Consider the following 23,913-nt stretch of genomic DNA (forward strand, 5'->3'; position numbering starts at 1 on the left):
ATCGGAAAGCCTGCAACCGATTGTCCAATGTATTTGTCGAACAGGGGTATTCGAACAGGGGTAGACCTAGAGTTGGGCGATGGAGGCGCAGAGCGCGTCGACGTCCTCGCCGCGTGTGGACCATGACGTGCAGAAACGCACGGCGCGCAGGCCGTCGTGTTCCTCGAAGAACTGGCAGACGTAGTCCTCGGACAGCGCGGCCTCCTGGGCCAAGGTGAGAAGCGCGAACTGCTGGTTGGGGGGCGGGCCGAAGAGCATCCGAATGCCGGCGGAGGCGAAGGCGGCGGCGATCCGGGCGGCTTGCTCGTTGGCGTGAGCCGTGATCGCCTCGTAGAGGCCGTCGGTAAAGAGCGCTTCGTATTGTGCGCCGAGCAGCCAACCCTTGGCCAGCAGCCCGGAGTTCTGCTTCATCGCGTTGCGGAAGTATGGGTGCGGGGTGGCGAAGACGACGGCCTCGCCGAAGGCGGCGCCGCACTTCGTGCCGCCGATGGTAAACACGTGAGCGAGACGTGCGAGGTTCGGCAGCGTGACGTCCGAGGCCGCGCGGCCATAGCCGAGGCGGGGCGCCGTCGACGAAGAGCGTGAGCGAATACTCGTCGCAAATAGCGCGCAATTCGGTGAGCTCTGAGTGTGAGTACAAGGTGCCGTATGCGGTGGGTTGCGAGATATAGGCCATCGCGGTCTCGACGTCATGCTCGTCGAGACCGTAGCCCGCATGCGATCCCGGTGCGGCGAGGGCCGCGAGGATGGCGGGATGGGCAGCTTCGTTGTAGTCGTTGCCGAAATGAATCGTGCAGCCAGGCTACTCGTAGCGCAGGGCCTCAATCGGGTCGAGCTTTGCCGCTTTGCCGGCAGGGTAGTAGCCGAAGAAAAGCCCGATGGCGAGGGCGAAGAGCAGCGAGACCACAATCGCGCCGAGCGGCGGGAACACGAAGTAGCCCATGAGCGACGAGCCGATCATGCCCGCCACAGAGCCGAGCACCACGCCGATGAGCCCACCGATGAGACACACGATGATGGCCTCCGTCACGAACTGCAGGCGGATGTCACGCCGCCGCGCGCCGAGCGCCTTGCGCACGCCAATCTCGCGGGTGCGCTCCGTGACGGTAATCAGCATGATGTTCATAACGCCGATGCCACCGACGAGCAGCGAGATCCCGCCGATTGCCGCAATCGCCGCGGACAACGCCGTGAGCAGCTGGTTGAGGCTCGCCAGGTCCTTGCTGAAGTCGGTGACCTCGACGCGGTAGTCCTCGTTGTCGGCGTACATCGAGTCGAAGGCCGCTTGGAGCCGCGCGCCGAGCGCGGCCTTGTCCGTGCCGGGCGCCGCGCGCAGGGACACGGAGGAAAAGGCCTCGCCGGCTAAAGGGGCGTCGGAAAGCTGTGCAGCGAGAGGATAGGGCACGAGCGCGTATTCGGGCCCACCGCCACCGATGAGCGCGCCGGTGTCGGGGCTGTCGTAGACGCCGATGACGGTGAGCTCGAGATCCGTGCCGTCGAGCGAGGCAAAATTCAGTGTCTGGCCCACCGGGTCGGCGTCGCCGAAGAGCTCGGTGGCGGTCGCGGCGGAGAGCATGGTCACGGCACGGTCGGCCGCGATGTCGTCGTCCGTGAGTGCGCGGCCGGTGCGGACGGTGAACTGCGAGGCCGTCACGTAGTCCGGGTTGGTGGGTTTCACCGCTACCGCTGAGCTTTCCGATGCCCCCTCTACCGTCAGGTCGCCCGGATACGTGTCGGTTTCGCCGATGATGACGCCCTCGACGTCGGGAGCGAGCGCCGTGCGCACCTGCTCGAGCTGTTCGGGGGTGAGGAGGGAGTCGGGGTCGTCGACGGAGGATTCGACGTAGTAGTCGGTCTCACCTTCGTCGGTGCGCTCCTTGACCTGGACCTGGAAGTTATTGGCGCCGACCTTGTCGAGGTCAGAGGTGAACTGGCCCTTGAGCGCGGAGCCGAGGGTGAGGATCGCGATGACGGCGGCAATGCCGATGATGACGCCCAGCAGCGTGAGTAGCGAGCGCATCTTGTTGGTGCGCAGCGAGGTGAGCGCCATGCGCAAAGATTCGGTGAGATTCATTTCAGCACCCCGTCCGTCATGGTCACGGTGCGCGAGCACTCGGCGGCGAGCTCCGGGTTGTGGGTGATAAACACGATGGAGGTGCCGCGCTCGCGGTTGAGCTCGTGGAAGAGGTCCATGACGAGGCGGCCGGTCTGGGAGTCAAGGGCACCGGTGGGCTCGTCGGCGAGGATGACCTCCGGGTTGTTGGCGAGCGCGCGGGCAATCGCCACGCGTTGCTTCTGGCCGCCGGAGAGTTCGTTGGGCAGGTGGCTGGCGCGCTCGGACATGCCGACGAGGTCGAGAAGCTCGGCGGCGCGGCGGGAGCGCTCGCGGCGGGGCACGCCGGCGTAAACCATGGGCATCTCCACGTTGGCGAGCGCGGTGATGCGGCCGATGAGGTTGAAGTTCTGGAAGACGAAGCCGAGCTTGTCGGCGCGCAGGCGGGCGAGTGCGGCATCGTTGTAGGTGGAGACGTCTTCGCCGCCGAGGAAATACGTGCCCGCGGTGGGGCGATCGAGCAGCCCAATGATGTTCATGAGCGTAGATTTGCCGGAGCCGGACTGGCCGATGACGGCGACGAACTCGCCAGGTTCCATCGAGAAGTCGCAGCCAGGCAGGACGGTGATTTCGGCGTCGGTGCCCTCGTTAAAGCGCTTGACGATGCCCCGCATGTCGATGAGGCTCATTTCTCTCCGCTCGCTGCGTCGGGCAGGTATGCCTGCTGGCCGACGTCGCCTTCATGGGCCGCGCCCTGGGTGAGCACGCGGTCGCCGCGGCGGAGGCCAGAGGTGACGGCGGCTTCGAAATCGGTGCGGGTGCCCAATTTCACGTCGCGGCGCTCGATGGTGCCGGAGTCGGAAACGACGAGCACGGCTTTGTCGCCACCGATGAGCGCGCTGAGCGGAACTGTCAGCGCGTCTTTGTCCTCGTGCGTGACGACCTTGACCTTTGCCGTGGAACCTAGACGCAGGCCCTCGCGGTTGCCGTCCACGCGGACTTCGATGGGGAACTCGGCCTTCCCCGAACCCGCGCCGGTACCGTTCCCCGCCGGCGTGGAGGCCCCAGAGCCGGCGGCCTCGGCGGGCGCGGCGGAGACGGGCGAGATGAAGGACACGGTGCCCGTGTATTCCTTATGCGGCTGGCTGGGGGAGGTGAACGTGACGCGGTCGCCGACCTTTATATCCGCGATGTCGGCTTCCTTGACCGTTGCCTTGACGAGGAGGGACGAGTCATCCGCGATCGCGAGCAGCGGCCCCTCGGCGGGGCGGCCTTGCTGCGCGGTGACGGACGTGATCACGCCGCTGAGCGGCGAGAGGAGGTGAGAACCGGAGATGTCGAACTCGAGTTTCGCATTGGCTTCCTCGGCGGCGACGCGGGCGCCCGCGGCGGACTTGAGGGCGTGGTTGACGGCCTGGGATTGCGTGGCGATTTGCTGTTGGGCGCCGAGCTCTGCGGCGCGCTGGGCGAGCTGGGCGTCGGAAAGCTGGGCGTAGGCGGCGTTGGCGGCGCGCTGCTTGGATCCCACCTCGCGGTCGACGCCCTCGAGCGCGTGGGCGTAGGACTCCTCGGCGTGGTCAACCCGGTTCTGGGCGTCGCTGACCGCGTCATCCGCCTCGACCGAGGCGAGCAGCGACGTGGCAATGGTGGCGCCATCCGCGGTGCCCTCGCCAGCAGCACCGAGCGTGGCGAGCGCGGCCTGTAGCGATGCGTTATTCGCGGTGCGCAGCCCGGCGCGGGCCGTGTCGACCGCGGCGGCGGCCTCGGCGACCGACGGATCGGAGGCAGCGCGGGAGTCGGCGACGGCCCGCGCGGCGTCGTCGTAGGCGCGCTGCGCGGTATCGACGGAGGCACGCGCGGCGTTTACCTCGCCGTTGAGCCCCTGATCCAGCGCGTCTTGGGAGTGCGCCAGTTCCAGCTGCGCGGCCTCGATCTGGTTGAAGGCCGTGATTTCCTCTGCAGCCTGGGACGCGCGTTGGCTGTGCAACTCGCGCTCGGCGGCGGAGGTGTCGAACGAGGCGAGCTCCTGGTTAGCTTTGACCCGTTGGCCGACTTTCGCGTCGAGCGTGACAATGGGACCCGTTTGCGTCGTGGCGAGCGAGACCTCGCGCGCCGCGGCGATGGTGCCCGTTGCGGGCACGGACTGCGTGATGTCCTTCGCCGCGACGGTCGTGACATCAGCGGCGGTGAGCACCACGCCGTCGGGGCCGAAGGCGAGGTAGTAGGCACCACTACCGCCCGCAGCGAGGACGGCGAGGGCGGCGGTGGTGATAGCGATAGTCTTCTTTTTCATTACTCGTGAATAGTAGTAGTGCCAATTCCGTTATCGATAATTAACGTCAGCTTAGCGCCGGGATCGGTGCGCGGAACGCAGTTGCTCTCACCAATGCCGGTGTCGCATTCGAGCGCGATGGGCAGATTGTCCGGCAGGTAGACATCGATGCTGCCCACGTCGTTATCGATGGTGAGCGTGCGGGGCTTATCGAGCGTGAGCTCGCGCAGGTCGATGGTCATGGATCCCACGCCGTTGGAAAAGGCGTCCGGCAGGTCCGCGGCGTCGCGCACGGTATAGGTGACCGAGCCCGCGTGGTTCTTCGTGTTGTCTTCGGACGCGGCCATTGTCCATATAAATGAGATGCCCACGATGACAGCGGCGCTCACGGCGACCGTCGCGATGAGACCCTCGTGGGATTTCTTCTTGGGTGCGGGGGCGGGCGCGGGGTCTGGCAGGTCCCAGGCCTCGGGCACCGTGCCCAGGGGATCCCAGGACGGTGGGGTCGTGCGCCCCGGCGGAAACGGGTAGCCCTCGACGGGGGTGAAGGCGGACATATCGGGCCCCGGGGCGGCGTCGGGGACCGGCGCCGCGAGGAGGCCGGCGGGCGGGATGGGTTGGCGTTGGTGCAGTCCGTACCAGGCTACGGCGGCGAGGATGAAAATGACGACGGTGGAGAGGGTTTGCTTCTCGCCGAACAGTGGGCCGAAGCCGGCCGTGGCGGCGAAGAGAATGATGAGCCCGACGGCGAGGCTGGATTCGGACTTCGGGCCGTCGGCCTTGCCAAAGAGGTCCTGGACGGGTGCGGTGGCCTTGCCGTAGAGCGGCATGCACATCCACGCCAGGGCGTAGAGCGCGATGCCGCCGCCGAGGACGAGCGCGGTAACAACGAAAGCCACGCGGACGAGGACTGGGTCGATTTGGTAGCGCACGCCGATGCCTTCGCAGACACCGGCGATCATGGCATTGCCGCCCTGGTTACTCGGGATGCGGGGCGGGCGCGTGTCCCACATCTGGTTGAGAGTCGCGGTGTTCATACCTATATCGTGACGCACTGCGAGGTAAGCCACCATCGGGGAACGCCCTGATTTTTGAACTTCAGGGTTTACCCCGATCCGCACGGGGCGCAGCCGTGCGAAGATTAAGGGCATGAGTTCTCCCTACGCGTCGCGCGCGACTCAGCCCGCGTTCCCGACCTTGGCACGTCCCCAGGACGGCCGCGTCGTGGCGGGCGTGGGCGCGGGGGTGGCGGCGCACCTGGGCGTTGACGTGTTGTTCGTACGCCTGGCCTTGACCGCGTTGTGCGCTTTGGGCGGCCTCGGCGCGTTCCTCTACGCCGGGGTATGGGTTGCGACCAAGCCTGCTGATACTCCCGCGCCCGCCTCCCGCTTCGACTTCCGGGCTAACTGGTTGCTTGTATTCATTGCCGTGGCGGCGGTCGTCGGCGCGCTGGCCAGCGGAGCCAACATGCTGCTGCCGCTGGTCATCGTCGGCGCGGGTGCGCTCGTGACATGGCAGGCCTATGACCGCGGGCTCGAGAACATAACGAGCAAGCTGAGCATTGCTGCGGGCAGTGTGCTCGTCTTGTCCGGCGTGGTCATTACCATCGCGCGGTGGGACGGCGGCGCGGACTTCATTCCGGCGTTGGCGGCGGTCGCGCTGACCGTTGTCGGTCTCGGCGCCCTCGTGGTGCCGCTCGTGCTCAAGCTGTGGCGCCAGGTGGCGGATGAGGGCGCGGAGAAGGCGGCGTCGGAAGCCCAGGCGATCATGGCGGCGCGCCTGCATGACTCAGTGCTGCAGACCCTGGCGCTTATTCAAAAACGCGCGGAGGATCCGGCGGAGGTCGCGCGGCTCGCACGATCGCAGGAACGCGAGCTGCGCGCCTGGCTATTCGACGCCCCCTCGGCAGCGCCGGCGACGGTCTTTGGCGCGCTGGCCGCGGCGTGTGGCGAGGTCGAAGACCTGTTCCCAGTGCGGATTGCGCCGGTGACGGTGGGCGAAGATATCGAGCTTACCGAGCCCACGAAGCTCGCGGTGCAGGCCGCGCGGGAGGCGATGGTCAACGCCGGTAAGCACGCGGGCGTCGATACGGTGGACGTGTATGCGGAAAACTTAGCCGGCGAGCTGTCCATTTTTGTGCGCGACCGTGGCGCGGGCTTTGACCCGAGCACGGTGGCCGGGGACCGGCACGGAATTCGGGACTCTATCCGCGGGCGCATGGAACACGCCGGGGGCACCGCGCGGGTGACATCGACGCCGGGGCAGGGCACCGAGGTGGAGCTCACGGTAGCTTTGTAGCCATGGTTTCCGTTTTCCTCGTCGATGATCACTCCGTCTTCCGTGCCGGCGTGCGCGCGGAGCTCGCTCAGGCTGCCGATATCGAAGTTGCAGGTGACGCGGGTACCGTCGCCGAGGCGGTGGCGGGGATTGCTGCGTCGCAGCCGGACGTGGTGCTGCTCGACGTGCACATGCCGGACGGTGGCGGGCTGGCGGTGCTGCGCGAGGCGCCAGGGCCGGTGTACTTGGCGCTGAGTGTCTCAGATGCAGCAGAAGATGTCATCGCGCTCATTCGCGCCGGTGCGCGAGGCTACGTGACGAAGAATATCTCGGGTCCGGAACTCGCAGCGGCCGTGCGCCGCGTGCATGAGGGCGACGCGTATTTCTCGCCGCGGCTGGCGGGATTCGTGCTTGACGCGTTCGCGTCCGGCGCGCTGGCCGAGTCGAAGCCCGGAGCGCCGGACGAATCAGTGGACCCGGCAGTCGACGCGCTGACCAGGCGCGAACTCGAGGTGCTACGGCTGCTCGCACGCGGTTACACGTATCGCGAAATCGGCGAGCGTCTCTTTATCTCGGTGAAGACGGTGGAGACGCATGCGTCGAATATCTTGCGCAAGACGCAGCAATCCAATCGCCACCAGCTCACGCGCTGGGCGGCGAGCCACGATTTGGACTGAGTCCTAGGCGTAGGCGAGTTTGCGGGTGCCGTCTACGTGGGGGAATACGAAGAAGGCAGCGCCCGCGATGACCAGCCACGTCACGGCCACGCCCCAGACTGGAAGCGAAAACAGCGGGGCCAGCATAACGATGAGCCATAGGAACATCAGAGGGACGAGCTGCCCGATGTTGGGCAGCATGGTCACATTTTTCTTGTCCGCGTAAGCGCGCAGCTCAGCCCTATAAGGATGGAGAAAAACAAGCGCGAACGCGGCAATCAAACAGATAAGGCCTGCGCCGATTGCGATGCCGAAGTGGATATCGCTGACCATGACGGCCACGGCCGCGCCGATGAGAAAAGATGCGCCCAGGCGAACCCAGTGTGGGGTGGGGATGGGAGTGCTGAGGTTGCGAATATCGCTGAGATGGGCGTTCATGCCGGTCAACGCTACCATTCGAACACGTAATTGCGTGTGTCCGGGGCAGGGTTCATAATAGGGGAATGAATCAAACAGGCGTTCGCATAGCGGATATGGTTAGCGGTAGCTCGGCGTTGAGCCGTGCGGACCGTATTGCCGCTTTGCGCGCCGAGATGCAGAAGCTGGAAAGCCCTGCTATCGCACCTCAAGTGCAGCCGGAAGTAGAGCTGGTTGAGGCACCTTCTGCACTGGCCAAGCTGCTTCCGGGCGGAGGGTTAGCTCGCCGGCAGGTTGTGCGCTGTGCTGATTGTCCCTCGCTCATCGTGGAGATTGTCTCCCATGTTAGCGCGCAGGGCGGACACGTCGGCATCGTTGGATGGCCGGAACTGTCTCTCGCACAAGTGGCCGATAATGGGGATCTTTCGCGGGTGATTGTGGTACCCGATCCAGGGACTGATCCCTGGGCCGTGACTGGAGTGTTGGCGGAAGGGCTCGATGTCGTTATTCACCGCGGGGTTGGGGAAGTCACGCCGTCGAAAGCGCGGCCCGTTCTGGCGAAGATCCGTGGCGGGCAGGCGGCAGTGTTGACGGTGGGCGTGCGCCTGCCGGGAACCGTCACGGAAATCGATGCGGAAGTCACCACCTTCCGCGGGCTGGGGCGCGGAAGTGGGCGAATCAACGGCATCGATATCGCCGTGCGCGTGGAGGCTAAAGGTGTGCGCGCCAAGCAAGGCATGATGACGTGCGGCCAGAGGCGTCGTTTGGAGGCGGTATGAGGGTCGCGGCGTTGTGGTTTCCGGATTGGCCGGTCCAGGCGCTGCGTGTTCTCGACGGTGCAGGAGGGCAGTCAAGTTCGCAGCAGGGCACGGCTATCGTGGCGCAACATAAGGTCGTGGTCTGCGATGCGCCCGCACGCCGGGCTGGGGTGCGGCGGGGGATGCGTCTGCGGCAGGCCCAGGCGGTGTCGCCGGAGTTGCGGGTGGAGGAGTTTAACGCGGACCGGGACGGCGCGGTGTTCGCGGAGATTGCTGCAGGTCTCGACGCTGTGGCGTCATCCATTGAGGTCCTGCGCCCGGGGCTAGTCATCGTGGATGCGGCCGCTGCCGGGCGTTTCCATGGTGGCGAGGGCGTGGCGATGCACATGCTTGTCGACGCCGCCTCCCGCGCCGGCCTCGACGCCACCATCGGGGTGGCTGATGAGATTGCTACGGCGCTCATTGCAGCACGGCATCAGGGGGTGGGCACCGTGGTCCCGGTGGGTGGCTCGCGGGAGTTTTTGGCGCAGCAGCCGGTGGCCGTGCTCGCAGCGGAGACGTCGTTGGCCTGCCCTGAGGAGTTGGTGAGTCAGCTGGCGAAGTTGGGCGTGCGCAGCCTAGGTGAGCTCGCGCAGCTGCCGTTGCGGCAGGTCACTACGCGCTTTGGCGAGGCTGGCAGGCGTTGTCATGCGGTGGCCAGTGCGGCCCCGGATAGGCGAGTGGCGCCGGAGCTGGCGCGGCCGGATCTTGCTGTGGAGATGGTCTTCGAGGAGCCGTTGGAGCGCGTGGACGCGGCAGCCTTCGCGGCGAGGCAGTTGGCGGCGCGGTTGCATGGCGTGCTGAAGGAAGCAGGGCAGGTGTGTCTGCGGTTGCGGGTCGTGGCGGAGTTCGTGGGCGGCGAGCGGCTGGAGCGAATCTGGCGCACGCAGGAGGCGCTGAGCGAAAATGCCACGGCGGATCGTGTGCGCTGGCAGCTCGACGGTTGGCTGAGCTCGGCCCGCGCATCTAACGGCGGCGGGGTGTCCAAGCTGGCGCTGGAGCCGGTGGAGGTCGCGGCCCCTGCAAGCGCTGGGCTATGGGGGCACGCAAAAAGCGATGAACAGGCTAAGCGTGTTATCGCACGCGTGCAGTCGCAGTTGGGTGTGGATCGCGTGTTGCAGCCGCGGGAGGCAGGCGGGCGCGGAGTGGCCGAGCGCATCGCGTATGTTCCCTACGGTGAGCAGCGCGATCCCGCGCCGGAGGGCAGTTGGCCGGGGCGGATTCCCTCGCCGCTGCCAGCGAGCCTGGCGCATCCGGCTGCACGCATTCGGCTTATCGACGCCTCCTCCCACGACGTCTACGTCACCGCCGAAGCGCTGCTGAGCTCAGCTCCCGTGGCGCTGGGCTGGGGGCAAAAACGCTATCGGGTGATTGGCTGGGCAGGACCCTGGCCGGTAGATACGTTGTGGTGGGGAGAGAAAGAACAAAGAATCGCCCGGCTCCAAGTGGTGGGGCAGGGCGATAAAGGGCAGCGCGCGTGGCTGCTGGTGTGGGCGGCCGGCAGGTGGAGCGTAGAAGCCTCCTACTGCTGAGCGAGATTAGGTCGCTGCGAGGACGTCGATGACCAAGCGGGTCGGGCCGCGCAGCACCTGTACGGAGTACGGGTGGCGCTTGTTCATACCAACGACAAACTGGGAGCGGCCCTCAAACGTGCCCGAGCTGACCACCTGCGTGATGAAACCGCCGGATTCGCTCGTGCCCTCCGTAGTTCCGATGTGTGGATCCGGCATGTCCATCTCGAAGGGGTAGACCGTGCCGTCGATGTTGACGTTCAGCGCGGTAGAGCCCTTGTAGGTGATGGGGTTGCCGGAGCCCTGCTGGGCTGGTTTGTCGTCGTAGTCGATGAACCAGCCGGGGGAGCCGTCGCCAGTGAATTCAAAGACAACGCGCTCGAAGCCGTCGTGCTTGCCTACGCGGACGTCCGTGACAACGAGCTTGGACGGAGCTTGGGGGCGTTCGGTTTTGCGCTCAATGTTGGTCTCTCCGAGCGGGGTGATGCCGGCGGGCGCGGAGGTTTGGTTGACACCGCCGGACAAGGTGGCAGCAAAGGTAGAGGTGGGTGCGGCCGCATTCTCGGAAACGCTAGAGCACGCGGCCAAGGCAACCGCGCCGAGGGTGAGCGCGGCGAGCACAGGCGCGAGTGAGGATGTTTTCGGCATAAAAACAGAGTATTGCCTAACCCGTTCAAATGCATAGCCATTGAGGGAACAGAATGAACATCGTAACCGCATTGTTGTGATTGGTGTGGTGCATGGGACAGGTAAGCTGTTCTTCATGACTTTTTGCTCTGACGTACAAGTTGAGCCCCTCCCCGGCACGGCGAAGAAGGAAAGCGTCTTTGTGCTCTTCGAATGGCCCAACGGATGGTCCCGCGACATCCTTGACGGTGGAACCTTCGGCCCCGAGCTCACCGCGCAGCTCAAAGCCAAGCTCAAAGGCGTCGCCGGGCTGCAGCTCATCCGCAAGCCCGGAAAGGAAGGCCGCGTCATCAACGGCCAGCACCGCTGCTACGTGGTGTGGGCGGAACAGGGCGTATACAAGGAGTATCTCCTCGATGGACCCGCGGACATCCTGGGGCTGGATTTGGGGGCGCCGCTTGGCGACGTCGCAAAGCATCCGCTCGTGCTCATCTGCACCCATGGACGCCGTGACGTGTGCTGCGCCGTGAAAGGGCGCGCGCTGGCGGCGGAACTGGCCGCCGAATTCCCAGACGTCGTATGGGAGACTTCGCACACGAAGGGGCACCGTTTTGCGCCGTCGATTCTGCTGATGCCGTGGGGCTATTCCTTTGGGCGTCTCAACATTGAGGCAGCCCGTGAACTGGTGCGCGCTGCGCAGCGCGGCGAGTACTTCTACCCGGGCAACCGCGGCTGCGGTTTGTACGGACCGCGCGGGCAGGTGGCAGAGCTGGCCGTGGCGCGTGGGTTGATCGAGGCAGGGGAGCGCGTGCGTTTTGGACAGCTGCGCGCTGACGACGCCCACGTGCGCCACGCCGACGGCCGTGAGTGGCGGGTGGAATTGCAAGAAAAAGAGGTCTCCGGCGTCGTCTCCTCGTGTGGGGACGAACCGAAGACCTCGAAGGCGTGGCACGCAGTGGGTGTGCACGCGGAGAACGTTAGCGGCGCATAATCTTGGCCGAGAGCCAGTTGCCGAAGAACTGTGCGGCCTGGACCAGCACGATGATGATGAGCGTTGCCACCACGGTGACTTCCCACTCGAAGGCGCGGTAGCCGTAGACGATGGCAAAGTCACCCAAGCCGCCGCCTCCGACGTAGCCGGCCATCGCGGACATGTCGACGATGCCGATGAACAGGAAGGTGTAGCCCAGAACCAGCGGGCCGAGAGCCTCCGGGATGATGACCGAGGTGATGATCTTCCACGGGGAAGCGCCCATCGCGCGGGCGGCCTCGATGACACCCGGGTCGATGGCCACGAGGTTTTGCTCCACGATGCGGGCCACGGCGAAGGTGGCTGCGATGATCATGACGAAGGTCGCCGGCTCGCGGCCGATGGAACCGCCAAGGACCGCCACGGTTAGCGGCTGCGCGAAGGCCAGCAGGATGATGAACGGAATCGGGCGGACGAAGTTCACCAGGATGTTGATGATGAAGTAGACAACCTTGTTCTGCAGGATGCCACCCGGGCGGGTGGTAAAGAGCAGCACGCCCAGCACGAGGCCGAGGAGACCTGCGACCACCATGGTGGTGGAGACCATGATGAGGGTGTCTTGGATGGCCTCGACGAGGGTATCGCCCAAGCGATCCCAGTCAGCGGCAGCTTGGTAGGTCACGTTCATCGGGAAATCTCCTCAATCTCGGTGGTCTGTTGCAAGGTGTTGTAGAACTCCTCGATGGCAGCCGGGTTGCCGTTGAGGCGGACCGTCAGCTTGCCGAAGGAGTGCTTCTGCAGCGTCGTGATGCCGCCGTGAACGACCGCAATGGATACGCCTTGTTCGGCCAGGCGAGCAGAAGCGGCGAAGAAGCCGGAGTTCTCGGTCAGATTGATGGTGAACAAGCGGCCCTCATGCGCGAGCAGGTCATCTGCCTCGACGAGGTCCGGGGTATTGCGCAGGGAGGTTGCCACGAACTTGGACGCGACCTCGGTGCGCGGGTTGGAGAAGACCTCGTATACGCTACCGGCCTCGATGATGCGGCCGTTTTCCATCACGGCGACCTTGTCGGCGATGGAGCGGACGACCTCCATCTCGTGGGTAATCACGACGATGGTGATGCCAAGGTCGCGGTTGACCTTACGCAGCAGTTCCAGCACCTCGTGGGTGGTGGTGGGGTCGAGCGCGGAGGTGGCTTCGTCGGCCAGCAGCAGGGACGGGTTGGTAGCCAGCGCACGAGCGATGCCCACGCGCTGCTTCTGACCGCCGGAGAGCTGCTCCGGGTAGTTCGAGCCCTTGTCGCCCAGGCCGACGAACTGCAGGAGCTCCTCGACGCGGCGCTTGCGCTCCTCCTTTGGAACACCTGCCAGACGCAGTGGGTACTCAATGTTGCCCGCAGCGGTACGCGAAGACATCAGGTTGAACTGCTGGAAGATCATGCCGATGTTGCGGCGAATGCCGCGCAGCGTGGGCTCTGGCATGCCCACGATGTCGGTGCCGTCTAGCAGCAGCTGGCCGGAGGTCGGCTTGTCCAGGCCGTTGATCATGCGGACCAACGTGGACTTACCGGCGCCGGAGAAACCGATGATGCCGACGATCTCGCCGGGCTCGACGGTCAGGGAAACGCTGTCAAGCGCCTTTGTTTCGGTCTTCTTGTTCTTGAAAACCTTGGTGATGTTTCGAAACTCAATGCGGGTACCTTGCTTGGCCCCTGATTGCTGTGTCACGTGAGGTGTTTCCTTCAAATCGATGTGACGGTTGACGGCCGAAACCCCGGACACGCTGTGGTGTTCCGGGGAAGGCTGAGATGACTACTTGGAAGTGGTCTTTTCCAGGCGGTCGAGGATTTCCTTCAGCTCTTCTGCGGACTTCTCAACGGGAACGGAGGTGCCCTTGGAGTCCTCAGCAACTGCGTCCTGGACAGCCTTAGTGTGCCAGATTTCAGCGACCTTCTTGATCTGCTCGTTGTTAGCATCCTCAGCGCGAACGACGAATGCGTTGATGTAAGGCTCAGCTTCTGGGGAGTTCGGGTCATCCTGGAACACGGAGGTGGTCGGGTCGATACCTGCGCGGTCGAGGAAGGAGTTGTTGATGATGGCCGGCTTGCCCTCGCCGTAAGCGGTTGGGGTCTGGGCGGCGTCGACAGGCACAACCTTGACCTTGGATTTAGCCTCGTCGATGTCCGGCAGACCCGGGGTGATGAGGCCTTCCTTCTTCAGAGTGACGAGCTTGGCCTGGACCAGCACGTTGATGGCGCGGCCCTGGTTGGTGGAGTCGTTCGGGATGGCGACTTCCTGGCCCTCGATGCCGTCGAGGGATTTGTGGTCCTTCCAGAACAGGGCCAGCGGAACGATCTCGGTTGCGACGATCGGAACGAGGTCGGTGCCGTTGCCCTTGTTGAACTCAGCAAGGAACTTCAGGTGCTGGAAGTTGTTGGTGTCCAGCTCGCCCTGGTTCAGGGCCTGGTTCGGGGTGTTGTAGTCGGAGAAGTTCTTGACCTCGATCTCGAGACCCTGCTTCTCAGCCTCGTCCTCGAAAGCAGACCATGCCTTCTTGGCGGCGTCGGTAGTGCCGATGACGATTGGGCCGTCAGGCTCGCCGGAAGCGGAGTCGGAGGAATCGGAGGAGCAAGCCACGAGGCTGGTGGCTGCGATAACTGCTGCGGAGGAAGCTGCAAGAACGCGACGGATACGCATGATAGGAGGAATCCCTTCGATTGAAATAGATTTGAATGAAAGAAACCTAACAGGGATTGAACCGCTTTGTCTATATCGGATGTAGCGTGCACGTAAATTGACTAGAACATAATTTCGATCATATTGTTTTTCCATGAGGTTCAACGGTGGGGCGGCGCTGCCCTGGTCACGGGTGGAAAGGATTCTTTCTGGACGTCCTACGCCCACTCCCGTGCCCGTGGATCATGTGGGTTCCCCTGTGGATTTGCCGGAGCACGGGGCGTCGTCAGTGGCGTTTGCGGAGCTGCATGCCGTGTCGTCCTATAGCTTTTTGGACGGCGCTTCGGAACCAGAGGAGCTGGTGGCGCGGGCGGTGGAGCTGGGTCTGTGTGGCCTTGCGCTGGTGGACAAGGACGGATTCTACGGCCTCATGAAATTCGCTGAGGCCGCAGCCAAAGTGGGGCTACCTGCGGTGTTCGGTGCGGAGCTTTCGCTTTCCGACGCCCCCCTGACCGTCCTTGCTCGCACACCCGAGGGGTACCGCCGGCTTTCACGTTTGATCGCACAGGCCCGTATGGATGCGGGGGTAAAGGGCGAAGTGGCGTACCCGCCCTTGGGGGAGATTACTGAGCGGCTACAGGATCATTGCCTTTTTCTGGTGGGGTGGGAGTGGCTGGATAAAATCGACCACTTGCTCGAAAGAATAAAAATAGACAGCATAGTCCTCGAATATGCGTGCACTATGACTCCTGAGGACGCGGATCACTATGCTGCGCTCGATAGATACAACGGCCTCCGGGCCATCGCAACCGCTCGTCCCGCAGCGGCCACCCGGCAGCAGGCCAGGCTGGCTGGTGCCAAGCAGGCGTTGGCCAGGCGGCAGTCCCTCGAGCAGGCGGCTCCCGATGCCCACCCCATGGGCGCCGGCTGGCTGCGCTCGGGTGAGCAGATGGCGCAGCTTTTCCCGGACCGGCCGGAGCTTATCGCGGAGACGGTCGCTGTTTTAAACGAATGCAGTTTTACCTGGGACGCGTTGGCGCCCAACCTGCCGGACTTCGAGGTGCCCGACGGGTACACGGAGATGACCTGGCTGGAACACCTGACCTGGGTGCGCGCCGAGGAGCGTTATGCCTCCCGGCCCGCTGACGTGCAGCAGCGGGCATGGAAGCAGATCGCCTATGAGCTAGGGGTTATCGAACAGCTGACATTCCCCGGCTACTTCCTCATCGTGTGCGACCTAGTGGATTTCTGTAAGCGCTCCAACATCCTGTGCCAGGGCCGCGGCTCGGCGGCGAACTCTGCGGTGTGTTTTGCTTTGGGTATTACCAACGCGGAACCGATTTCCGCGGGCCTTCTTTTTGAGCGTTTCCTTTCTCCTGACCGCGACGGGCCGCCGGACATCGACATTGACATCGAGTCCGGTCGCCGCGAGGAGGTTATCCAGTACGTCTACGAAAAGTATGGGCGTGAGCGGGCTGCGCAGGTGGCCAACGTCATCACGTATCGCCGCAAGGGCGCGACTCGCGACGCCGCTCGTGCCCTCGGCTACCCACAGGGCTCCGCGGATTCCTGGTCGAAGGGGCTTTCGGAGCCGCCGGGGGACGTCGTCAAGCTGGCGGAACAATTCCTCGGGCAACCGCGCCATCTGGGCATTCACTCGGGCGGCATGGTGTTGTGCGACCGCCCCATCGCGGATGTGGTGCCGATGGAGTGGGCACGGATGGAAAAGCGTTCGGTGTTGCAGTGGGACAAGGATGATTGCGCGGCGGCCGGGCTGGTGAAGTTCGATCTACTGGGGCTGGGCATGCTCGAGGCGCTGCACCACATGCAGGACTTGGTGGAGGAGACCACTGGGCACAAGGTGAATCTGTGGGAGCTGGACCTGGCGGAAAAAGAGGTCTACGACATGCTGTGCCGCGCCGACGCGGTGGGGGTGTTCCAGGTGGAGTCGCGCGCGCAGCTGTCCACGCTGCCGCGTTTGCGCCCGCAGAAGTTCTTCGACTTGGTGGTGGAGGTTGCGCTCATTCGTCCCGGCCCGATTCAGGGTGGTTCGGTGCATCCTTATCTGCGCCGGCGCGACGGTAAGGAGGCGGTGACCTATGACCACCCGGTGCTGGAGAAGTCCCTGGGCAAGACGCTGGGCATTCCGCTGTTTCAGGAGCAGCTGATGCAGATTGCCGTCGACGCCGCGGGCTTTTCCGGCGCGGAGGCCGACGATTTGCGGCGTGCGATGGGCTCGAAGCGATCGCCTGCGCGGATGGCGGCGATTCGGCAGCGCTTCTACGACGGGCTGGCGCAGACCAATGGGATTGTGGGCGAGACCGCGGACAAACTGTGGAACAAGATTGTGGCCTTTGCAGCCTATGGCTTCCCGGAGTCGCACTCGCAGTCTTTTGCCTCGTTGGTCTACTTCTCGGCGTGGATGAAGTATCACTATCCGGCGCAGTTCTGCGTGGGATTGTTGCGGGCGCAGCCGATGGGCTTTTATTCGCCGCAATCGCTCATTCAGGATGCGCGGCGGCACGGAGTGGAAGTTCTTCCGCTGGACGTGAACGCTTCGGGGTGTCAGGCGCGTGCGGTGGTCCAAGACAGCGGCGAGGTGGCGATCCGGCTGGGCCTTAACCTCATCAAGGGGTTGGGGGAGAAGGCTGCGCAGCGTATCGAGGATGCATGCGCGCAGGCGCCTTTTGCGGATATTGCGGACCTGGCGCGGCGTGCGGATCTCAGCGTGGAGCACGTGGAGGCATTGGCCTGTGCGGGGGCGTTGGATTGTTTCGGGCTTTCGCGCCGTCAGGCGTTGTGGCAGGCGGGCGTTGCGGCGACGGAGCGTGCCGGCATGTTGCCGGGACTTTCGGCTATTTCTGCGCCGAGCCTGCCCGGGATGAGCGCTTTTGAGCTGATGGCTTCCGACGTCGCCAGTACTGGCGTTACCCATGACAAACAGCCGATGGAGCTCGTGCGCGCCGCGCTTAACGACGCCCACGTGTGCACCGCCTCCGACCTGCGCCACGTTCCGGATGGAACGCGCGTGCGTATCGCCGGGATTGTGACGCATAGGCAGCGTCCGCAGACTGCCGCCGGCGTCATCTTTTTGGGCTTGGAGGATGAGACCGGCTTGATGAACGTGATGGTCTCACCGGGGCTGTGGCAGCTCAACAAGACCGTAGCCAGGACGTCTAAAGCGCTGGTTATTCGTGGCATCGTGCAAAATGCCACGGGCGCGGTCAACGTGGTGGCAGACAAGCTGGAGCCGCTCGCCATGGGTGAGTGGCTCTCCCGCGGCTCGCGTGATTTCCGTTAGGCCGCGTAAACATTCGTTATGTGTTTATCGTGGACGGGAATGGAAGAGCGAAGAGACCGTACAGCGCGGCGCATCCTGAAAGATACTGTCTACCCGCACAACATTCACCCCGCGCTGGATTTTACCACTCTGGCAGCGGGCTGCTTTGCTTCCTGCTCTACCCGGCCTTTTCTAAGTACGGGCGGATTCCGTGCCTGCGCTCATTATCGATGGCTTGGCGATTATCGCGACGCTGTTCGGCACCGCGGCGTCGCTTGGCATTGGTGCTTTGCAGATCGGCCGTGGCGTTGAGGTGGGATTTGTCTTTTGACCCGGCGGTTATTCTCTACCACTTTGAGGAGCAAGCGCTTGCCAACGCCGTGGTGCAGGGCGTTCGCGAGCACGGTGACGACTTTGCTCTATCGGTCGAACAAACCGAGCGCAACTCCGAGTACTCCACCGGCGCGGAGTTCGACTCCACCTCGGAGGAAGCCACCGAGTGGTACGTGCGTACCGACGAAGAGGGCGAGCCTATCCCTTATGACTACGAAGCCAGCGAGTACATCTCCAAGCAGGAAGTTGTCGACGGCTGGGGGCAGGATACCTAATAAAGGGGTTTAGGAATCTGCGAGTTCGGCATGATCGTCGGCGTCCATGCCAAGGGCGATCGTGCCGAGCAGAGTCAGCGATGCCCCGAACATCAATACGCCGGCCAGCATGCCTAGGCAGCGCACGATTTCCGGCCATGGAACGTCTTGTCCAACTAGGTCGAGCAACGGCAGGCAGAGCATCAGCACCATTAAACTGCCGAGGGCGAAGTACGTGTACTTGAAGACGTTGCTGCGCGCGCGATCGATGCGGCTGCGCTGATATTCGTCTGCAAAGGCTGGGCCCATATTGTCTTTTCCGATTAGAACTTGAAGTCGCCCCAGGCAGATGACGAGCCAGGCAAGGCCGCCGGCCCACAAGAACATCGCAATGACGTTGTAGAAGGGGTTGACTGCTATAGCGGCGAGTGCAATGAGCAGTCCGACGAAGCTGGAATAGAAGTACTTGGTGCGGATAGGCATGATTAATCCTTAGAAATTAGTTCGTCGCGGTTGAATTTGCCTGCCAGAGACCTGGCCACGGTGAATGGAACCCACAGCATTTGCAGCATGATCAGCTTGAAGAACAAGCTGGCCACGAAGATTCCGTCCATGGAGTCGACGAACCGGGTTCCGAGAGCAATAGCGCCGCAGGCCATGAACATGAACATGGAAGAAAACAAGGCGAGCTTAAGTCCATCTTCGTGGGCCTCTACATGAAGTTGCAGCATGTACTCGTCGAGTTCGATAGTGGGTAAGTCGGCGGAGTCGATAGTCTTGCGCAGCTTGGACACGCCGAAGCCGGTTACACAGGTACCCAAGCAGGCCAGCATGAAGGACGTGAAATCGTCCCAGAACTGCAGCGGGATGGATACGACGATGATTGCAAGCCCGACGTCGGCGAGGCGTATGAGGCGGTTGCGCTTTGTGACGCGAGCTTTGGTGGCGGTGGACGTCATGGCCTAGTCCTTTCGGTAGATCTCGGTGGATAGCGGCTGGAATTCGGTGCGCGAGAAGACGGCTTCGACGGGGAGGTCGAATACTTCGCAGATGCTGAACGCGAGGTCGAGGCTGGGAGAGTGATCGCCACGCTCAAGAGCACCGATGCTTTGGGGGTTGACCCCGACGGCGTCGGCAAGCTGGGCGCGCGACATGTCCCTCTCGACCCGGAGCAACCGAACCCGATTGAAAATTGGGGAAGACGGCTTTTTCTTTGGGGACATAAACCAAAGTGTTGTATAAACCTAACACTTTGTCAAGGAGTCTGAGGGCTTTGTTAGCATAGGCGGCATGCACTCCGCCCTTTCCCCAGACATGCATCCGGTCTCCCGGAAGCTGACCACAGCTCGCTATATTCACCACCTGAGCTGGTCGGCAGTCTTTGCTATCGCTTTCGCGGTTGCGGGGTACTTCGCCAGCTCATTTTGGTACTGGTTCGCCGGAGCCTGGGTAGTGTGGTTCGTCTACTTGCTCTGGCTCATCCCCGCACAGGTGCGCAACATGGGGTGGAAGGAAACCGACGATGAGCTGGTGATTACCCGCGGCAAGCTGTGGTACCGCCTGACCATCGTCCCCTTCGGCCGCATCCAGTTTGTGGACGTTTCCGCCGGACCCATCGAGCGGGCGTTGGGGTTGAAGCGCGTGGAGATTCACACGGCGTCGGCAAGCTCAGATGCGCGAATCGCGGGCCTCGTTGCAGAAGACGCGGATGCGTTGCGCGAGCGGCTTGCCGTCAAGGCACGCGAACGGATGAGCGGACTATGAGCGGCCGGCATCGTCTGCGCAAGGACCGCGCGTCCGCGGACGCAGAAGGTTTTCGCCGCGTCCACCGCCTGACCCCGTTGCTGCGCTTTTGGTCGGTTATCTTCGCGTTTCTGGCCATTTTCGTGCTCAACTTCAACTTGGAGATGCTCTCCGACATCGCGGCCTACCTACGTGGCGGGCACTGGAGTGACATCGGCCTTGGAACGCTCGCGGGGCTCGGCGGCTTCATCGTAGTTTGCCTGGGCATTTGGTATGTCTCCGCCATCTGGTGGCGCAAGCTGGGCTATAAGCTCGGCCCTGATGAGGTGGCGTTGCGCCATGGCGTGATTTCCTCGTCCTTCCGCTCTGCTCGCTATGACCGCATTCAGGCCGTGGACGTGGTGGAGACGGTCATCGCGCGCATCTTTGGTCTGGCGGCGGTGCGCGTGGAAACCGCAGGCGGCACTGCGTCGGTCATCGAGATTTCCTTCCTGCGTAAGGCGGAAGCCGAGCAGCTGCGCCAAGAGCTGCTCGCGCACGTGCATCGCCCGGCAGCAGGAAACGCCTCGGCAACCGTGGAACCCGACCCGGCCGGTGACGACCTCATCCCGGAGATTCCCGTGAGCCGTACCCTCGCAGCGGAGGCGCTGCGCCTGCCCACGCTTATCGCCCTCGTAGTCATGACGATCCTCGTCATCTTGCCCTTCTTCCGCGCGGCGGCGCTGCCCATCGTGGTGGGATTTGTGCCGAACATCTGGAATCTCATTGATACGTCGTGGCGCTTTAACTCCCGCTATGACGCGCAGGATGAGGTGCTCAATATTGCATATGGCCTAGCCGATCGCCGCCGGCAGACCATCCGCCGCTCCCGCATCCATGCGGTGCGCGTGACGCAGCCGCTGCTGTGGCGCATGTTTGGCTGGTACGAGGTTCAGGTCTCCGTCGCGGGCTATGGTGCGAAGGCCGGCGGTAAGCAGTCGGGTTCCACGCGAATTCTGCCGGTGGGTACGCGCGACCAGGCACTCGCGCTGTTGGAGTTGGTCTCCGATCTCGACGCCGCGCAGATTGAGGAATTTGCCCGCCCCGAGGGGCACACGCGCCCCACGTACATTTCACCGGGCAGGGCTTGGTTGGCATCGCCTGTGGACTTGCGTCAGCAGGCGGTCACGCTGGTGGGCACCGAGGTGGCGGTCGTGCATGCCGGGCGCCTGGCGCGCCGGGTGATGGTCGTGGGCACCCCGCACATCCAGGAGCTCACGGTCAAGGCGGGCCCGCTCAACCAGCTTTTGGGCGTGCGCAACATCAACTTCGACTTGGTCCGCGGGCCGGTGGCGATGGCAGGACGCCAGCTAGCGCTTGACGACGCCGCCGATCTCCTCGAGCGCCTGCGCAAGCGCCAGCTGCCGAGCATGGCGCAGGAGGCTAGGATGCTTTCGCCGGAGCCGGGTGACTCGGCCGACGCAGAGTAAGCAACACTGGGGCGCCGGTCTTGCGCGGGGCGCCGCACAGCGCGGAGGCTGCGCAGGAGCCGCAGGCCGTGGTGGGGCAGGTGCTGAGCGTTTCGGCACTGAGCTCGCCGGTGGCAAGAAGGTGCGACATCACCAGGTTGACCGTGCCGATTTCTAAGCCCGTGGCTTTGGCGACTCCGGCTCGGGTGGTGATTCCTGCCGCGATGGTTGAGCGGACTGCTTCGATGGGGGAGTTCACAGCAACCTCAACAATTGGAAGACCACGACAGCCAAGACCCACGCCGTGGTGAGCTGAACTGCGAAGCCGAAGAGCGTCCAACGCCATCCGATTTCGCGCTTTTGCGCAGCCAGAGTGGCCACGCAGGGGGTATAAGCCAGCAGGAAAAGCATGTAGGCCCACACTGCCGCGTTGGTGTGGCCGCCGGAGGCCGCCGCGAAGTCGGCGCGCACGTGATCGCTGAGCGAGCTTGCGGCCTGTTCCTCGGGGGTGGCGTCGGTGACGTCCTTGACCGCGTAGGTCTGCGACCACGTGGAGATGAGTGCCTCCTTGGCCACGAAACCGGTGACCAGTGGGCCGGCCAGCGACCAAGAGTCGAAGCCCGCCGGCGCGAAGACCGGAGCGATGGTGCGCGAGACCGCGCCATAAGCAGACTCCTGCGGAGCCGGGGTGGTGTAGCCGCCATCGAGGGAGGTCGCGGCACCCACCGGGATGGCCATGAGCAACCAGATGACCACGACCGTGGATACGATGATGCCGCCCGCCGTGTGGAGGAAGCCCTTCAGGCGCGTCCACATCACGGATAACGCCAGGCGCACCGTGGGCAGTTGGTAGGTGGGCAGGTCGATGACCAGGGGATCCTCGGGAACCGCACGCCATAGCGTCTTGCGCAGTGCTAAGCCCACCAACACGAGCAGAGCGATGGAGGCCACGTACAAGGCAAAGACCACGCTGCCGGCGTGGGCCGGGAAGAAAGTCTGCGCCAGCATCACAAAGACCACGAGGCGCGCCGAGCACGACGTGAACGGTATGAGCAAAGAAGTCATGATGCGATGGCGGGGCGAGCCCAGAACACGCGTGGCCGCAATGGCTGGCACGTTACAGCCAAAGCCCACCACGATGGGGATAAACGCCTTGCCTGGAAGGCCAATGGCACGCATGAGGCGGTCGGTGACCACCGCGGCACGCGCCATGTATCCAGAGTCTTCAAGGACGGCGAGGCACAGGAACATCAAGGCCATGAGCGGCGCGAAGGTGAGCACCATGCCGACGCCGCCGATAAGGCCATCGACAATAAGGCCCTCGACCAGCGGATGGTGAAGGCCGACTGCCTTCAGAAGGTGGCGTGCTGCGTCAGAGATGGGTCCTGAGACCAGCGCCTCCAAGCCGTCCTGCAGAGGAGCGGCCACCGTGGTGGTTATCTGGAAGACCAGCCACATCACCGCGAGGAAAAGCAACGGGCCGGCTACCGGGTGCAGCGCTACCGCATCTAGGCGCTGCGAACGCGTGACCGGCTGCGACTCGGTGTGCACCGCTGCTTTGGTAGTGGCGTCGAGATCCGCAAAGCGGGCGTCGATGCTGGCGTCCTCGCGCCGGACCTGTGGCTCCTCAGTAAGGGAAACCTGCACCGTCTCACGCAGGCGTTCCAGGCCTTCCCGCCGGCGGCCATCAATGCAGACGACCGGGATTCCCGTGGCCCTCGCGAGCGCATCGGCATCGACCCGCAAGCCCTGGTCTTGTGCTACGTCCAGCTTGGTCAGCGCGATGCTGAGCCGGCAGGGAAGCTCCGCGAGCTGGAAAGCCAAGTTGAGCCCGCGCGCAACCGCAGTCGCGTCGACCACCACGATGACGTGATCGGGGCGCTCGGCAGGAGCGGCGTCGTAAAGCATGGCGCGGGGTCAGCGCCTCATCCGGGCTGAGCGGATCCAGCGAGTAGGTGCCGGGGAAGTCAATGAGATCGGCAACCTCGGCCGGGCAACACGAATGCGCAATGTTCCAGGCGCCGCGGCTGACCTCCACCGAGGTGCCCGGCCAGTTGCCGGTCTACACCTTGGCGCCGGTTAGCGCGTTGAAAAGCGTGGACTTGCCGGAGTTGGGAGCGCCCACCATCGCGATGATGGCTGCGCCCGCGGGAGCCAGCGCCCCGCCAGGATTTCCGTGGCAGCTAGGGGAAGTGGAGCTCATTACTAGACCCCGATGGATTGCAACGTCTGCCGGTCGATGGCGTAGCGGCAGGTATCAACAGTTACGATGCGTGCCCCGCCCGCCACGTGCGCGCCCAGAGTCAGGCACGCGCCCGGCCGGATCCCGAGCTCGCACAAGCGGCGCGCCATCGCTGGGTTCTGCACACAGTCGAGGCATTCGGGGCGGAGGGTAACAGTGCTGCCAACAGGCAGGGAGTAAGCCGATGAGTGAGTGGTCGACTCGCCTGAGCTCAAACGCAAAGGCAACATGACAAAGAGTCCTTTCGAATCACTTTTAAAGTTACCCTTGCCGAATATTAGGTTGTCCACACTTTGTGAACTTTATCCCAGTGCGTTTTCCCAGCTGCCGATCTGGCGCAGCTTCTGCTTAAAGGGA

General features: G+C 63.9%; 24 protein-coding genes and 2 pseudogenes. 10 read left to right on the forward strand and 16 right to left on the reverse strand.

The window, feature by feature from the left end; translation table 11 throughout:
- Nucleotides 1–66: 66 nt before the first annotated feature.
- From HMPREF3153_RS13070 to HMPREF3153_RS10420, 5 genes are all read right to left on the reverse strand, one after another.
- Nucleotides 67–498 (reverse strand): hypothetical protein, encoded by a 432-nt coding sequence (locus HMPREF3153_RS13070; protein ID WP_070420800.1) that lies wholly within the window; start codon nucleotides 496–498, stop codon nucleotides 67–69.
- A 304-nt stretch (nucleotides 499–802) separates the two neighbouring features.
- The gene (locus HMPREF3153_RS10405; RefSeq protein WP_046646595.1) at nucleotides 803–2,074 is read right to left on the reverse strand and encodes an ABC transporter permease; all 1,272 of its coding nucleotides are present in this window, start codon (nucleotides 2,072–2,074) and stop codon (nucleotides 803–805) included.
- A complete protein-coding gene (locus HMPREF3153_RS10410; RefSeq protein WP_070420801.1) occupies nucleotides 2,071–2,742 on the reverse strand; it encodes an ABC transporter ATP-binding protein in 672 nt (223 codons plus the stop codon). The genes HMPREF3153_RS10405 and HMPREF3153_RS10410 overlap by 4 nt, the downstream gene beginning before the upstream one ends.
- Nucleotides 2,739–4,346: a permuted SH3 domain-containing protein gene (locus tag HMPREF3153_RS10415; protein WP_070420802.1), complete on the reverse strand. Its 1,608-nt coding sequence runs from the start codon at nucleotides 4,344–4,346 to the stop codon at nucleotides 2,739–2,741. The genes HMPREF3153_RS10410 and HMPREF3153_RS10415 overlap by 4 nt, the downstream gene beginning before the upstream one ends.
- On the reverse strand, nucleotides 4,346–5,476 hold the full coding sequence (locus HMPREF3153_RS10420) for a PspC domain-containing protein (protein WP_083281028.1): 1,131 nt from the start codon (nucleotides 5,474–5,476) through the stop codon (nucleotides 4,346–4,348). The genes HMPREF3153_RS10415 and HMPREF3153_RS10420 overlap by 1 nt, the downstream gene beginning before the upstream one ends.
- Here HMPREF3153_RS10420 and HMPREF3153_RS10425 point away from each other — a divergent pair.
- Both HMPREF3153_RS10425 and HMPREF3153_RS10430 read left to right on the forward strand, forming a co-directional pair.
- Complete coding sequence (locus HMPREF3153_RS10425; RefSeq protein ID WP_070420804.1) at nucleotides 5,475–6,623, forward strand: ATP-binding protein; 1,149 nt, start codon at nucleotides 5,475–5,477, stop codon at nucleotides 6,621–6,623. The two genes, HMPREF3153_RS10420 and HMPREF3153_RS10425, sit on opposite strands and share 2 nt — an antisense overlap.
- 2 nt (nucleotides 6,624–6,625) lie before the next feature.
- A complete protein-coding gene (locus HMPREF3153_RS10430) occupies nucleotides 6,626–7,279 on the forward strand; it encodes a response regulator transcription factor (protein WP_070420805.1) in 654 nt (217 codons plus the stop codon).
- A gap of 3 nt (nucleotides 7,280–7,282) precedes the next feature.
- Here the strand turns inward: HMPREF3153_RS10430 and HMPREF3153_RS10435 are convergent, their stop codons facing one another.
- Nucleotides 7,283–7,696, reverse strand: a complete 414-nt coding sequence (locus HMPREF3153_RS10435) for a hypothetical protein (protein WP_034656540.1) — start codon at nucleotides 7,694–7,696, stop codon at nucleotides 7,283–7,285.
- A gap of 65 nt (nucleotides 7,697–7,761) precedes the next feature.
- Between HMPREF3153_RS10435 and HMPREF3153_RS10440 the strand changes: the two genes are divergently transcribed.
- Together HMPREF3153_RS10440 and HMPREF3153_RS10445 are read left to right on the forward strand one after the other, a co-directional pair.
- The gene (locus tag HMPREF3153_RS10440) at nucleotides 7,762–8,454 is read left to right on the forward strand and encodes a hypothetical protein (protein WP_246817198.1); all 693 of its coding nucleotides are present in this window, start codon (nucleotides 7,762–7,764) and stop codon (nucleotides 8,452–8,454) included.
- Nucleotides 8,451–10,004 carry a Y-family DNA polymerase gene (locus HMPREF3153_RS10445; RefSeq protein ID WP_070420806.1) on the forward strand — a complete coding sequence of 518 codons (1,554 nt, stop codon included), beginning with the start codon at nucleotides 8,451–8,453 and terminating at the stop codon, nucleotides 10,002–10,004. The genes HMPREF3153_RS10440 and HMPREF3153_RS10445 overlap by 4 nt, the downstream gene beginning before the upstream one ends.
- A gap of 6 nt (nucleotides 10,005–10,010) precedes the next feature.
- Here HMPREF3153_RS10445 and HMPREF3153_RS10450 read toward each other — a convergent pair whose 3' ends face one another.
- Nucleotides 10,011–10,631, reverse strand: a complete 621-nt coding sequence (locus HMPREF3153_RS10450) for an AMIN-like domain-containing (lipo)protein (RefSeq protein WP_070420807.1) — start codon at nucleotides 10,629–10,631, stop codon at nucleotides 10,011–10,013.
- 115 nt (nucleotides 10,632–10,746) lie between these two features.
- On the opposite strand from HMPREF3153_RS10450, the gene HMPREF3153_RS10455 reads away from it, so the two are divergent.
- A complete protein-coding gene (locus HMPREF3153_RS10455; RefSeq protein WP_070420902.1) occupies nucleotides 10,747–11,601 on the forward strand; it encodes a sucrase ferredoxin in 855 nt (284 codons plus the stop codon).
- On the opposite strand, the gene HMPREF3153_RS10460 is transcribed toward HMPREF3153_RS10455, so the two are convergent.
- The 3 genes from HMPREF3153_RS10460 to HMPREF3153_RS10470 all read right to left on the reverse strand — a co-directional run bounded on the left by HMPREF3153_RS10460 (nucleotide 11,588) and on the right by HMPREF3153_RS10470 (nucleotide 14,277).
- Complete coding sequence (locus HMPREF3153_RS10460) at nucleotides 11,588–12,268, reverse strand: methionine ABC transporter permease (protein WP_070420808.1); 681 nt, start codon at nucleotides 12,266–12,268, stop codon at nucleotides 11,588–11,590. The genes HMPREF3153_RS10455 and HMPREF3153_RS10460 overlap by 14 nt on opposite strands.
- Entirely contained in the window at nucleotides 12,265–13,308 is a 1,044-nt protein-coding gene (locus HMPREF3153_RS10465; protein ID WP_046646587.1) for a methionine ABC transporter ATP-binding protein, read from the reverse strand. Before HMPREF3153_RS10465 ends, HMPREF3153_RS10460 begins: the two co-directional genes overlap by 4 nt.
- A gap of 84 nt (nucleotides 13,309–13,392) precedes the next feature.
- Nucleotides 13,393–14,277 (reverse strand): MetQ/NlpA family ABC transporter substrate-binding protein, encoded by an 885-nt coding sequence (locus HMPREF3153_RS10470; protein ID WP_046646586.1) that lies wholly within the window; start codon nucleotides 14,275–14,277, stop codon nucleotides 13,393–13,395.
- A 133-nt stretch (nucleotides 14,278–14,410) separates the two neighbouring features.
- Between HMPREF3153_RS10470 and HMPREF3153_RS10475 the strand changes: the two genes are divergently transcribed.
- From HMPREF3153_RS10475 to HMPREF3153_RS10480, 3 genes and pseudogenes are all read left to right on the forward strand, one after another.
- Nucleotides 14,411–17,557 (forward strand): error-prone DNA polymerase, encoded by a 3,147-nt coding sequence (locus HMPREF3153_RS10475; protein ID WP_070420809.1) that lies wholly within the window; start codon nucleotides 14,411–14,413, stop codon nucleotides 17,555–17,557.
- Nucleotides 17,558–17,744: 187 nt separating this feature from the next.
- Nucleotides 17,745–17,846: pseudogene (locus HMPREF3153_RS12665) on the forward strand (BCCT family transporter); the annotation flags it as partial.
- 10 nt (nucleotides 17,847–17,856) lie between these two features.
- The gene (locus HMPREF3153_RS10480; RefSeq protein ID WP_070420810.1) at nucleotides 17,857–18,144 is read left to right on the forward strand and encodes a hypothetical protein; all 288 of its coding nucleotides are present in this window, start codon (nucleotides 17,857–17,859) and stop codon (nucleotides 18,142–18,144) included.
- A gap of 9 nt (nucleotides 18,145–18,153) precedes the next feature.
- On the opposite strand, the gene HMPREF3153_RS10485 is transcribed toward HMPREF3153_RS10480, so the two are convergent.
- The 3 genes from HMPREF3153_RS10485 to HMPREF3153_RS10495 are packed head-to-tail and all read right to left on the reverse strand — an operon-like array spanning nucleotide 18,154 to nucleotide 19,346.
- Nucleotides 18,154–18,606 carry a hypothetical protein gene (locus HMPREF3153_RS10485; protein ID WP_070420811.1) on the reverse strand — a complete coding sequence of 151 codons (453 nt, stop codon included), beginning with the start codon at nucleotides 18,604–18,606 and terminating at the stop codon, nucleotides 18,154–18,156.
- A gap of 2 nt (nucleotides 18,607–18,608) precedes the next feature.
- Complete coding sequence (locus HMPREF3153_RS10490; RefSeq protein WP_070420812.1) at nucleotides 18,609–19,082, reverse strand: hypothetical protein; 474 nt, start codon at nucleotides 19,080–19,082, stop codon at nucleotides 18,609–18,611.
- A gap of 3 nt (nucleotides 19,083–19,085) precedes the next feature.
- Nucleotides 19,086–19,346, reverse strand: a complete 261-nt coding sequence (locus HMPREF3153_RS10495; RefSeq protein ID WP_005527929.1) for a helix-turn-helix transcriptional regulator — start codon at nucleotides 19,344–19,346, stop codon at nucleotides 19,086–19,088.
- A gap of 91 nt (nucleotides 19,347–19,437) precedes the next feature.
- Here HMPREF3153_RS10495 and HMPREF3153_RS10500 point away from each other — a divergent pair, with 91 nt between their 5' ends.
- On the forward strand, nucleotides 19,438–19,887 hold the full coding sequence (locus HMPREF3153_RS10500) for a PH domain-containing protein (RefSeq protein ID WP_049192340.1): 450 nt from the start codon (nucleotides 19,438–19,440) through the stop codon (nucleotides 19,885–19,887).
- Complete coding sequence (locus HMPREF3153_RS10505) at nucleotides 19,884–21,335, forward strand: PH domain-containing protein (RefSeq protein WP_070420813.1); 1,452 nt, start codon at nucleotides 19,884–19,886, stop codon at nucleotides 21,333–21,335. Before HMPREF3153_RS10500 ends, HMPREF3153_RS10505 begins: the two co-directional genes overlap by 4 nt.
- On the opposite strand, the gene HMPREF3153_RS12550 is transcribed toward HMPREF3153_RS10505, so the two are convergent.
- The 3 genes and pseudogenes from HMPREF3153_RS12550 to HMPREF3153_RS10515 all read right to left on the reverse strand — a co-directional run bounded on the left by HMPREF3153_RS12550 (nucleotide 21,289) and on the right by HMPREF3153_RS10515 (nucleotide 23,786).
- Nucleotides 21,289–21,573, reverse strand: coding sequence for a hypothetical protein (locus HMPREF3153_RS12550; protein WP_005527932.1), 285 nt, complete (start codon nucleotides 21,571–21,573; stop codon nucleotides 21,289–21,291). The genes HMPREF3153_RS10505 and HMPREF3153_RS12550 overlap by 47 nt on opposite strands.
- Nucleotides 21,570–23,517, reverse strand: a pseudogene (gene feoB / locus HMPREF3153_RS10510) (ferrous iron transport protein B). The gene HMPREF3153_RS12550 and the pseudogene feoB overlap by 4 nt, the downstream one beginning before the upstream one ends.
- Nucleotides 23,518–23,519: 2 nt before the next feature.
- A complete protein-coding gene (locus tag HMPREF3153_RS10515) occupies nucleotides 23,520–23,786 on the reverse strand; it encodes a FeoA family protein (RefSeq protein ID WP_083281042.1) in 267 nt (88 codons plus the stop codon).
- Between the last annotated feature and the right edge of the window lie 127 nt (nucleotides 23,787–23,913).

Source organism: Corynebacterium sp. HMSC06C06, assembly GCF_001807295.1.
GTDB classification, from domain to species: Bacteria; Actinomycetota; Actinomycetes; order Mycobacteriales; family Mycobacteriaceae; genus Corynebacterium; species Corynebacterium striatum.

Bases quoted from the DNA above. Each gene is read 5' to 3' on its own strand.
- HMPREF3153_RS10450 (WP_070420807.1), bottom strand. From the start codon at position 10,631: ATGCCGAAAACATCCTCACTCGCGCCTGTGCTCGCCGCGCTCACCCTC.
- HMPREF3153_RS10420 (WP_083281028.1), bottom strand. From the start codon at position 5,476: ATGCCCTTAATCTTCGCACGGCTGCGCCCCGTGCGGATCGGGGTAAAC.
- HMPREF3153_RS10415 (WP_070420802.1), bottom strand. From the start codon at position 4,346: ATGAAAAAGAAGACTATCGCTATCACCACCGCCGCCCTCGCCGTCCTC.
- HMPREF3153_RS10500 (WP_049192340.1), top strand. From the start codon at position 19,438: ATGCATCCGGTCTCCCGGAAGCTGACCACAGCTCGCTATATTCACCAC.
- HMPREF3153_RS10515 (WP_083281042.1), bottom strand. From the start codon at position 23,786: ATGTTGCCTTTGCGTTTGAGCTCAGGCGAGTCGACCACTCACTCATCG.
- HMPREF3153_RS10470 (WP_046646586.1), bottom strand. From the start codon at position 14,277: ATGCGTATCCGTCGCGTTCTTGCAGCTTCCTCCGCAGCAGTTATCGCA.
- HMPREF3153_RS10440 (WP_246817198.1), top strand. From the start codon at position 7,762: ATGAATCAAACAGGCGTTCGCATAGCGGATATGGTTAGCGGTAGCTCG.
- HMPREF3153_RS10435 (WP_034656540.1), bottom strand. From the start codon at position 7,696: ATGAACGCCCATCTCAGCGATATTCGCAACCTCAGCACTCCCATCCCC.
- HMPREF3153_RS10405 (WP_046646595.1), bottom strand. From the start codon at position 2,074: ATGAATCTCACCGAATCTTTGCGCATGGCGCTCACCTCGCTGCGCACC.
- HMPREF3153_RS10505 (WP_070420813.1), top strand. From the start codon at position 19,884: ATGAGCGGCCGGCATCGTCTGCGCAAGGACCGCGCGTCCGCGGACGCA.
- HMPREF3153_RS10445 (WP_070420806.1), top strand. From the start codon at position 8,451: ATGAGGGTCGCGGCGTTGTGGTTTCCGGATTGGCCGGTCCAGGCGCTG.
- HMPREF3153_RS10460 (WP_070420808.1), bottom strand. From the start codon at position 12,268: ATGAACGTGACCTACCAAGCTGCCGCTGACTGGGATCGCTTGGGCGAT.
- HMPREF3153_RS10490 (WP_070420812.1), bottom strand. From the start codon at position 19,082: ATGACGTCCACCGCCACCAAAGCTCGCGTCACAAAGCGCAACCGCCTC.
- HMPREF3153_RS10455 (WP_070420902.1), top strand. From the start codon at position 10,747: ATGACTTTTTGCTCTGACGTACAAGTTGAGCCCCTCCCCGGCACGGCG.
- HMPREF3153_RS10495 (WP_005527929.1), bottom strand. From the start codon at position 19,346: ATGTCCCCAAAGAAAAAGCCGTCTTCCCCAATTTTCAATCGGGTTCGG.
- HMPREF3153_RS10475 (WP_070420809.1), top strand. From the start codon at position 14,411: ATGAGGTTCAACGGTGGGGCGGCGCTGCCCTGGTCACGGGTGGAAAGG.
- HMPREF3153_RS10425 (WP_070420804.1), top strand. From the start codon at position 5,475: ATGAGTTCTCCCTACGCGTCGCGCGCGACTCAGCCCGCGTTCCCGACC.
- HMPREF3153_RS10430 (WP_070420805.1), top strand. From the start codon at position 6,626: ATGGTTTCCGTTTTCCTCGTCGATGATCACTCCGTCTTCCGTGCCGGC.
- HMPREF3153_RS10410 (WP_070420801.1), bottom strand. From the start codon at position 2,742: ATGAGCCTCATCGACATGCGGGGCATCGTCAAGCGCTTTAACGAGGGC.
- HMPREF3153_RS10485 (WP_070420811.1), bottom strand. From the start codon at position 18,606: ATGCCTATCCGCACCAAGTACTTCTATTCCAGCTTCGTCGGACTGCTC.